7 protein-coding genes are annotated in these 10,304 nt (G+C 58.5%); 3 read left to right on the forward strand and 4 right to left on the reverse strand.

Going from position 1 to position 10,304, the window contains the following annotated elements; translation table 11 throughout:
- Positions 1 to 6: 6 nt before the first annotated feature.
- A complete protein-coding gene (locus GTU76_RS23760; RefSeq protein ID WP_180699739.1) occupies positions 7 to 609 on the reverse strand; it encodes a hypothetical protein in 603 nt (200 codons plus the stop codon).
- 143 nt (positions 610 to 752) lie between these two features.
- Here GTU76_RS23760 and GTU76_RS23765 point away from each other — a divergent pair, with 143 nt between their 5' ends.
- Positions 753 to 1,544 (forward strand): dienelactone hydrolase family protein, encoded by a 792-nt coding sequence (locus tag GTU76_RS23765; protein ID WP_016987430.1) that lies wholly within the window; start codon positions 753 to 755, stop codon positions 1,542 to 1,544.
- A 150-nt stretch (positions 1,545 to 1,694) separates the two neighbouring features.
- On the forward strand, positions 1,695 to 2,420 hold the full coding sequence (locus GTU76_RS23770; RefSeq protein WP_219342237.1) for a 4'-phosphopantetheinyl transferase family protein: 726 nt from the start codon (positions 1,695 to 1,697) through the stop codon (positions 2,418 to 2,420).
- Between the two features lie 116 nt (positions 2,421 to 2,536).
- On the opposite strand, the gene GTU76_RS23775 is transcribed toward GTU76_RS23770, so the two are convergent.
- Positions 2,537 to 4,147, reverse strand: a complete 1,611-nt coding sequence (locus tag GTU76_RS23775) for an ATP-binding protein (protein ID WP_180699741.1) — start codon at positions 4,145 to 4,147, stop codon at positions 2,537 to 2,539.
- Positions 4,144 to 4,866, reverse strand: a complete 723-nt coding sequence (locus GTU76_RS23780; protein WP_016987427.1) for a response regulator — start codon at positions 4,864 to 4,866, stop codon at positions 4,144 to 4,146. Before GTU76_RS23780 ends, GTU76_RS23775 begins: the two co-directional genes overlap by 4 nt.
- An 855-nt stretch (positions 4,867 to 5,721) precedes the next feature.
- Here GTU76_RS23780 and GTU76_RS23785 point away from each other — a divergent pair.
- Positions 5,722 to 8,616 (forward strand): ribonucleoside-diphosphate reductase subunit alpha, encoded by a 2,895-nt coding sequence (locus GTU76_RS23785; protein ID WP_016987426.1) that lies wholly within the window; start codon positions 5,722 to 5,724, stop codon positions 8,614 to 8,616.
- A gap of 169 nt (positions 8,617 to 8,785) precedes the next feature.
- Here GTU76_RS23785 and GTU76_RS23790 read toward each other — a convergent pair.
- Positions 8,786 to 10,304 (reverse strand): calcium-binding protein (locus tag GTU76_RS23790; protein ID WP_180699742.1); only part of this gene is annotated, 1,519 nt, incomplete at its 5' end.

Consider the following 10,304-nt stretch of genomic DNA (forward strand, 5'->3'; position numbering starts at 1 on the left):
CGCTCCTTAGAAATTGTAGTTGGCCGACAGGTAAGTCTGCGCGCTGCTGGTCAAATCCAGCGAGCCTTGCTTGCTGCCGCCGCGCTCGCTCATTTCGGTGCTGGCGTTGCTGCGCAGGTAACGGTAACCGAGTTCGACCGAGGTGTTCTGCGATACTTGTTGCAACACACCCAACTGACCACCGACGGCGTAACCGATATCACTGTCGCGGCTGAAGCCTGGCGATTCCTGAGTCAGCTTGGTCAAACCCGCCGTCGCACCGCCGAACAACTTGGTGCTGCCACCCACCGGGTAGAACAGATCGTAGCTGCCCAACAGGTTTTCCTGACGCAGTTTAATGCCATTGTGCGAACCCGACACGTTGTCGTAGGTGGCGTAGTAGCGACCTTGGCTGTTTTGCTGACCGAGGCGCACACCGTAGGTATTGTTGCCGTCGATCGCGCCGGTGGCGTTCGGGTGATCGAGGTTGTTGTTCAGCGAGTGGGATTTGTTGATCTTGTCGCTGGTCTGGCCGAAGGTCAGTCCGGCGAAGTTCGAAGTGGTGTCGGCCTGGGCCGCGATACTGGCGCTCAATACGGTCAATGCCAGCAACAGTTTGTTAAAAGTCATGGGTATTTCCTCTTTCACAGTGCTGTTTGGGTATGGCGCAAGGTTACTGACCTGCCCCTGTACCGCCCCTGAACCGTCTCTGAACCTGACCTGAACCAAATGAACTAGGCTGATCTGACCTTTTATTGTCAGGAGACCCGACCATGCGCCTGTTCCTTACCCTCACCTTGCTGGCCGTCAGCAGCCTCACTCAGGCGGCGATCAAGACCGAAGAGATCCCCTACCAAAGTGCCGATGGCACCAAGCTGATCGGCTACTACGCCTATGACGACGCCATCAAAGGCAAGCGTCCGGGTGTCGTCGTGGTGCATGAATGGTGGGGCCTGAACGATTACGCCAAGCGCCGCGCGCGGAATTTGGCCGAACTCGGCTACAGCGCCCTGGCCATTGATATGTACGGCGAAGGCAAGAACACCGAGCACCCGAAAGACGCGATGGCGTTCATGCAGGCCGCGACCCAGGATGCGGCGGCCTCGAGCAAGCGCTTCGAGGCCGGGCTGAACTTGCTGAAGCAGCAGCCGCAGACCGACGTCAACAAAATCGCCGCCATCGGTTATTGCTTCGGCGGTGGCGTAGTGCTCAACGCCGCGCGGCAAAGTGAGCCGCTGGCAGGCGTGGTGAGTTTCCACGGTGCGCTGGCAACCAAAACCCCAGCGACGCCCGGCAGTGTGAAAGCGAAGATTCTGGTCGAACATGGCGCGCTGGACAGCATGGTCACGCCGGACAATGTCACCGCGTTCAAGTCAGAAATGGACAAGGCCGGCGCTGACTATAAATTTGTCAGCCTTGATGGTGCCAAGCATGGCTTTACCAATCCGGACGCTGATCGCCTGAGCCATGGTGAGCACGGTGGCCCGGACATCGGGTACAACAAGGCAGCGGATGAAAAATCCTGGGCGGACATGAAAGCGTTCTTGCAGAAAATCTTCAGCTGAACAGGAACACCACGGCGCGGCCTTCGCGAGCAGGCTCGCTCCCAAACTGGATCTATGTTGCCCATAAGATCCCCTGTGGGAGCGAGCCTGCTCGCGAAAGCCGCACCGCCAATCTCGACCTTGGCCCGACTAACCGGCAAAATGCCCGCCATGAATCTCACCCCTACCCTTCCCGCCTGCTGCACCGCGCTCGACAGCCTCTGGCCGTTGCCGACGGTGTTGCCCGACACCGTGCTGCTCAGCACCCATTTCGACCCGGCCCGACTGCTCGGCGATGACTTTCAGCGCAGCGCTGTTATCGCACCGCCAAGCATTCAACGTTCAGTGGCCAAACGTCAGGCAGAATTCCTCGCCGGGCGGATTTGTGCCCGCGCTGCGTTGCAGCAATTGGAAGGCACCGGCATGGTTCCGGCAATTGGCGAAGATCGCGCGCCAGTCTGGCCGGCGCACATCTGCGGATCGATTACCCACAGCACCGGCCGCGCGGCGGCGATTGTTGCCAACAAACAGCACTGGCGCGGTTTGGGCATGGATCTGGAAAACCTGCTCAACACCGAACGCGCCGAGCGCCTGGCTGGGGAGATTCTGACGCCACCTGAAATGCAACGCATGACGGCCGCATCGCGGGATCAACTGGCGTTGTGGGTGACGCTGACCTTTTCGGTGAAGGAGAGTCTGTTCAAGGCGCTGTATCCGATTGTGCAGCAGCGATTTTATTTCGAGCATGCTGAAGTACTGGAGTGGACGGAGGCCGGTGAAGTCCGGTTGCGCTTGTTGACGGACTTGTCTGCCGAATGGCGCAACGGCACTGAACTGGAGGCGCAGTTCGGGGTGCGAGATGGGCAGTTGTTGAGTCTGGTCAGCATTCAGGCCTGAAATCTTTCGGTGCCTGCAAGGGCCTCTTCGCGAGCAAGCTCGCTCCCACAGGGAACCGCATTTCAAATGTGGGAGCGAGCTTGCTCGCGAAGGCGGCATCACAGCCACCACAAACCTTACCGGCGTTCCTGATTCCTCGGCCAACTCAGGCTAAAACAAGCCCCGCCCAGGCTTTTGCTCTTGCCGATGATCGCCCGGCCGTCATGCCAGTGGATGATCCGCCGCACAATCGACAACCCCAAACCATGCCCACCCGACGCCCGTGTGCGGCTGTCGTCCAGACGCAGAAATGGCGTGAAAATCCGCTCCCACGCCACTTCCGGCACACCCGGGCCGTCATCCTCGACGTCGACGCGGCAGCGCAATTGCCCGACCTGATAACTCACCGTCACGCTCGAACGCGCATGACGCATGGCGTTGCTCACCAGATTCTGCAATGCGCGGTGCAGATAACGCGGCTCGGCTTCCACCCAGGCATCATCGTTATCCGCCGCAGACAGGCACAAACCACGTTGCACCGTGACCTCGGCGCGCAGCGGCGCCAACTCTTCGATCACCTGATTGACCAGGGCATCCAGATCGATGCGCTGGAAGGTCAGCGCCGGTGAGCCTTGCTCCAACCGCGCATAGGTCAGCATTTCATCGACCAATTTATCAAGGTCCTCGATGTCGTGATCCATGCCTTCGCGGTATTTCTCCAACGCTTGCGGCGTGGTCGCCGAGCCGATCATCTCCAGGCCGAAACGCAGGCGCGCCACCGGCGTGCGTAATTCATGGGACACCGCGCGCACCAATTCACGCTGGATCGCCAGCAACTGTTGCAAGTGCTCGGCCATACCGTTGAACGCTGACGCCAGGCGCCCCACCGAGTCGGCACCGCGCGCCGGCACACGGGTTTCCAGGCTGCCCTTGGCAATGCGCGTGGCCGCCGCTTCGAGACCGCGTAAACGCCGTTCGAGCTGACGCACCAACAAATAAACGATAAGGCCGATCAGACTCAGACCGAGTGCCGCAATCAGCACCAGCCATTCCGGCGGGTACGGGTTCATCTGATACAGCGGGCCGATCTCCAGCACCCACGGCGTGCCGACCATGCCGGCAAACACGCGAATCGAATCACCGCCCTTGCCCAGCGCCATCACCGTGTCGCCTTCGGCCACGCGGCGGCTCTGGTCTTCGTCCATGTCGGCGTCGTTCACCGTGACCAGGCGCAGATCGAAACCGAAGCCCTTCTCTTCCTTTATCTGCGCAAGACGCTTGGGCTGCTCGCCAACCGGCACGCGCACCAGTTCATCGGCAAGCAGGTAAATGGTCGCACGGGCCAGTTGCTCGCTGATCTGCTGCACTTCCCCTACCAACACAAGCTGCTCTTTGTCGCTGACCATTCGATAGACTTTCGCTGCGTGCGGACCAGTCTGCTCGACCAGCGCCTGGCCACGCTGCACGCGGGTGCGCTGGGACAGATCAAGATCGGTCTCGGCAAACTTCTTCAGTGCCAGCGGAATCCCCAGCAACCGCTCCCACACCAGCAACGCCCGATGGCGCTCGGTTTCGTTCATCGGTTGCAGATTGCCGGCCATCAGCGAAAACGTGCCGTGCGCGAGGCGCTCGCGATATTGCTCGCTGCGCACCTGATTGAGCAGGTTGAGCGCCAGCACGCCGAGCACCGCCACCAGAATCAAAGCGGCGCACATGCCGCCATAGATGCGCAGGAAGATCGAGTTCACAGCGGCAGGTCTACGCAGGCTTCCGGGACGAACAGGTAGCCTTTGCTGCGGATGGTCTTGATCAGGCGCGGATGGTCGGGGTCATCGCCGATTTTCGGGCGAATACGCGAAATGCGCACATCGATCGAACGGTCCTGACCGTCATAGCCAATGCCGCGCAGGGCGGTGAAAATTTCTTCGCGCGACAGAATCCGTCCGGCGTTGGACACCAGCAGCCAGAGCAGGTCGAATTCGGCGCTGGTCAGCTCGATGCCGTTGTCGCTCAGCCACGCCTCGCGCAAGGCGTTGTCGACCACCAGCGGGCCGAATTGCAGGCGACGGGATTTTTCTGCGGCCGGTTCAGGTGTGTCGCTGCGTCGCAGCAAGGCTTGAATTCGCGCCAGCAACAGACGCGGGCGCACCGGTTTGCACACGTAATCGTCGGCACCGAGATCCAGGCCCTGGATCTGATCGGCGTCGTCGGTGCGCGCGGTGAGCATCAGGATCGGACCGTCATAACGGTCGCGCACCTTGCGGCAGATGCTCAAGCCGTCTTCACCGGGCAGCATCAGGTCAAGGATCACCAGGTCCGGCTGCTCGCCGATGATCCGCGCCGCTGCCAGCGCACCGTTGCCTTCGATGTCCACGCGCAGTCCATTGGCTTGCAAGTAGTCGCGCGTCAGTTCGGCCAGTCGCTGGTCATCCTCGACGATCAATACCTGAAAGGCTTGTTGCTCCACCGGTGACCTCTGCTTTCTATTGTTATTGATAAAAGAGGAACGTCTGACTCAACACAATTCCCTGTGGGAGCGAGCCTGCTCGCGAAGGCGTCGTACAGCCAACATCTGAGTCAGATGACATAGCGCATTCGCGAGCAGGCTCGCTCCCACAATTTCAGATCCTCCCGACCTTTTGTCATGTTTGACGAGGATAAGAATGTCTGTGCATGAGCCGATTGTATAAACGGCGTACAGCCAGAACACAAGTCGGTAAATGCGTTCGGACAAGGCGGTTTTTTGTGATAGGGTTCGCGCCCTTAAAAAACCGCTGAAGCGTTTTTCCCGGTGAAAAAACAGTGACGGACGGTCTAGCTCAGCAGGTTCGCGGCCTACACGCGAATTCCGGATTTCTTACACAATTTACGCACAGGTTTATCCACAGCTAGTACGTTGCAAGCACCCTTGAAACGCATTATCTTGTAGCACGGCGCAGGGAGAGACCCTACATATAGGGTTTTCCGCTTAAACGCCCAACCACATTTCAGACCTGAAACTCAAGCGATTTATTGCCGGTTTCCGGTTGAACCAAGCAAGTTTTTCAAAGCCCAAACCGCACTTGCGGATGGCATCGTTTTTCAGGTTGGAAACGACCGGAACGGTACGGGTGTTGCAGTCATTACTGTCACCTGGGAAGGAATCCGGCTCGAGCCCTGGCTCGCGGCCAAAAACTTCGGCAAGGATGCGGCGTCATTAGCCTTTTTCCTACTGGTCCGAAGTTGTTATGCCCGACGCCCGTCGGTTGTAGTGCTTCGGACCAGAACGGTGAGCACCATGATGGTGCCCAAACAAACATAGAGAATGTGGAGATCACCCCCCATGCAAACCGACACAACTCGCGAGAACCCGCAGGGCACCTTGCCGCAGGCCGCCGATTCGAATTCGGATCTGGCAGCCACCGCGCCTGGTCAACTGCGCGTGATCAAGCGTAATGGCACTGTCGTTCCTTACACCGATGACAAGATCACCGTCGCTATCACCAAAGCGTTCCTCGCAGTTGAGGGCGGCACCGCTGCCGCTTCGTCGCGAATCCACGACACCGTTGCCCGTCTGACCGAACAGGTCACCGCAACCTTCAAGCGTCGCATGCCATCGGGTGGCACCATCCACATCGAAGAAATCCAGGACCAGGTCGAACTGGCCCTGATGCGTGCCGGTGAGCAGAAAGTCGCTCGCGACTACGTGATCTACCGTGACGGTCGTTCGAAAGAACGCGCTGCCCACGCCCCGGCCGAAGAAGCGGTCAACGCGCACCCGTCGATCCGTATCACCCGTACCGACGGTAGCCTGGCGCCGCTGGACATGGGTCGTCTGAACACCATCGTCACCGAAGCCTGCGAAGGTCTGGAAGAAGTCGACGGCGACCTGATCCAGCGCGAAACCCTGAAAAACCTGTACGACGGCGTGGCCCTGACCGACGTCAACACCGCACTGGTGATGACCGCCCGTACTCTGGTCGAGCGTGAGCCGAACTACTCGTTCGTGACCGCCCGCCTGCTGATGGACACCCTGCGTGCCGAAGGTCTGGGTTTCCTCGGTGTGGCCGAAAGCGCCACTCACCACGAAATGGCCGACCTGTACGCCAAGGCACTGCCGGCCTACATCGCCAAAGGTATCGAGTTCGAACTGCTGAACCCTGTGCTGGCCTCCTTCGACCTGGAAAAACTGGGCAAGGCGATCAACCACGAGCGTGATCAGCAATTCACCTACCTGGGCCTGCAAACCCTGTACGACCGTTATTTCATCCACAAGGACGGTATCCGCTTCGAACTGCCGCAGATCTTCTTCATGCGCGTGGCCATGGGCCTGGCGATCGAAGAGAAGCAAAAAGAAGACCGTGCGATCGAGTTCTACAACCTGCTGTCGTCCTTCGACTACATGTCGTCGACCCCGACCCTGTTCAACGCCGGTACCCTGCGTCCACAGCTGTCGAGCTGCTACCTGACCACCGTGCCGGATGACCTGTCGGGCATCTACCACGCGATCCACGACAACGCCATGTTGTCGAAATTTGCTGGCGGTCTGGGCAACGACTGGACGCCGGTGCGTGCACTGGGTTCGTACATCAAAGGTACCAACGGCAAGTCGCAAGGCGTTGTTCCGTTCCTGAAAGTGGTGAACGACACCGCGGTAGCCGTTAACCAGGGTGGCAAGCGCAAAGGCGCTGTGTGTGCCTACCTGGAAACCTGGCACATGGACATCGAAGAGTTCATCGAACTGCGCAAGAACACCGGTGATGATCGTCGTCGTACCCACGACATGAACACCGCCAACTGGATCCCAGACCTGTTCATGAAGCGTGTCTTCGATGACGGCAAGTGGACCCTGTTTTCGCCATCCGAAGTGCCGGACCTGCACGACCTGACCGGTAAAGCCTTCGAAGAGCGTTACGAGTACTACGAAGCCCTGACTGAATACCCAGGCAAGGTTCGTCTGTTCAAGACCATCCAGGCTAAAGACCTGTGGCGCAAAATGCTCTCCATGCTGTTTGAAACCGGCCACCCATGGCTGACCTTCAAAGACCCGTGCAACCTGCGCAGCCCGCAGCAGCACGTCGGCGTGGTCCACAGCTCGAACCTGTGCACCGAAATCACCTTGAACACCAACAAGGACGAGATCGCCGTTTGCAACCTGGGCTCGATCAACCTGCCGAACCACATCGTGGATGGCAAGCTGGACACCGCCAAGCTGCAACGCACCGTGAACACCGCTGTGCGCATGCTCGATAACGTGATCGACATCAACTACTACTCGGTGCCACAAGCGAAGAACTCCAACTTCAAGCACCGTCCGGTCGGTCTGGGCATCATGGGCTTCCAGGACGCTTTGTACCTGCAGCACATTCCTTACGGTTCCGACGCTGCCGTCGAGTTCGCCGACAAGTCGATGGAAGCGGTCAGCTACTACGCGATCCAGGCTTCCTGCGACCTGGCTGACGAGCGCGGCGCGTACGAGACGTTCCAGGGTTCGCTGTGGTCCAAAGGCATCCTGCCGCTGGATTCGCAACAGATCCTGATCGAGCAACGTGGCCAGAAGTACATCGATGTCGACCTGAACGAATCCCTGGACTGGGCACCGGTTCGCGCCCGTGTACAGAAAGGCATTCGTAACTCGAACATCATGGCCATCGCACCGACCGCGACCATCGCCAACATCACCGGCGTCTCGCAGTCGATCGAACCGACCTACCAGAACCTCTATGTGAAATCGAACCTGTCGGGCGAATTCACCGTGATCAACCCGTACCTGGTTCGCGACCTCAAGGCTCGCGGCCTGTGGGACTCGGTCATGATCAACGACCTGAAGTACTACGACGGTTCGGTTCAGCAGATCGAGCGCATCCCGCAAGAACTCAAAGAGCTCTACGCGACTGCCTTCGAAGTGGACACCAAGTGGATCGTTGACGCCGCCAGCCGTCGTCAGAAGTGGATCGACCAGGCCCAGTCGCTGAACCTGTACATCGCCGGCGCATCGGGCAAGAAGCTCGACGTGACCTACCGCATGGCCTGGTACCGTGGCCTGAAAACCACTTACTACCTCCGTGCCCTGGCCGCGACCAGCACCGAGAAATCGACCATCAACACCGGCAAGCTGAACGCTGTTTCCAGCGGCGGCAACCACGGCGACGATTCGGTTCTGGCTGCTCCTGCCGGTCCTGCTCCAGTGCCAAAGGCTTGCGCAATTGACGAGCCGGATTGCGAAGCTTGCCAATAAGCTGAGCGCTCAGGCGTTGCGAGACGCCTGATACTCTCCGGGCAAAAGAAACCCCCGACAGACTTCTGGTTTGTCGGGGGTTTTCTTTTGTCTGGAGTAAAAACCGAAGTAAAAAAAACGGCGAAACCTGAATGCAGGCTTCGCCGTTTTTATGCATGCAACGCCTTTGTCAGACTGCGAATGACTCGGACATCGCCTGTCCTACGACAGGAATGGTGAAGGACTCACCGTTGTTGGTGAAAAAGGTTTCAATGGTATTACCGCCCTTGTACCAGTCCTTCAGGAACACGCCGGAGTCCAAGTTGCCGCTTTGCAGATCGGCGGCATTGAAGACGTAGGCGCCAAGATCGTTCTGGACGATCCGCACATCACTGACACTCTGAATGTTCTTGAGGGTGACGGTATCAACCCCCGATGTGCCTGTGTCCTGAATGCCTACCATGGTTTTCGAGTACACGACATAGGCATCACCACCCTCACCGCCCAAGGCATCACCCGAGCCGCGCAAGTTCAACGTATCAAAACCTGCACCACCCTGGAGTTCATAGCCGTAACCGGTACCCGTCAAGGTATCGTTGCCGTCACCACCATAGGCAATCCCGGCCGACACGGTGATGTTGTCGTTGCCTGCCTCACCATAAAGAACACTGCCAGTATCGTTATCGGCACTACGCATGGTGTCATTGCCGTTACCGCCGTAGAGCGTATCAGCCTGGACACCACTGATAGCTGTTGGCCCGAAAGCGCCGATATCAGTGACCGTATCGCCGTAAATAAAATCATCACCCTCGCCGCCGTAGATAATGTCGTTACCCGCACCACCCTCAAGCTTGTTCGAATAGGCGTTGCCAGTCAGCGTGTCATTGAATGCCGATCCCATCAGGTTATCGATGTTGATCAACACGTCACCTTGAGCGTCGCCTCCTGCGACTGTGCCATCCAACAAGTTGATCTGAACGCCACCAGTACTGGTCAAGTACCAAGCGCCATCACCTCGACCAACCCCCGTCAATAGATCCGCACCAGCGCCACCGACGAAATTCTCCGCCCCTGCCGCGCTGCCGGTAAAGCTGTCGGCCTGCGCCGTGCCCTGGAATATTTCGATCGACGTGTAAATATCGCCAGCGGCAGCCCCGGTGAAAACAGGCGCCCCCAAATCCAGGGTGATACCCGCAGTTTCGCTGGCAAAACTCACCAAATCCATACCACTACCACCGTTGAAGCGATTGACTCCCGCATCCCCGACAAACGCATCACCAAAGTTCGAACCAATGATCGCTTCAATATTGGTGTAAACATCGCCGGCAGCAATTCCGGTGTGGATCCCCGTTTTAGTATTGATGCTCACGCCCTTGTCGGCATCGGCATAACTGACCGTATCAAAACCATCTCCACCAATGAGTTGGTCCGCCCCTGCACCACCGAACAGCGTGTCATCGCCAGCCCCGCCCGTGATGATGTTGTCGGAAGCATTGCCGTATGCAGTGAAATTGCCAGTCCCGGTGAAGTTCAAGCGCTCGATTTCCACGCTCAATCGGTAGGTATTTTGGTTAGTGCGCACTTCATCATCACCGCCGCCCGCCATTTCCACCACGTTCTGGCTGGCCGAACCATTGATGATGTACACGTCGTTACCGGCGCCGCCGTAGAAAGTCGTGGTACCCAACGACGCGGTGAACACGTCGTTG

Origin of the sequence: Pseudomonas crudilactis, from assembly GCF_013433315.1 — a bacterium.
Classification (GTDB): domain Bacteria; phylum Pseudomonadota; class Gammaproteobacteria; order Pseudomonadales; family Pseudomonadaceae; genus Aquipseudomonas; species Aquipseudomonas crudilactis.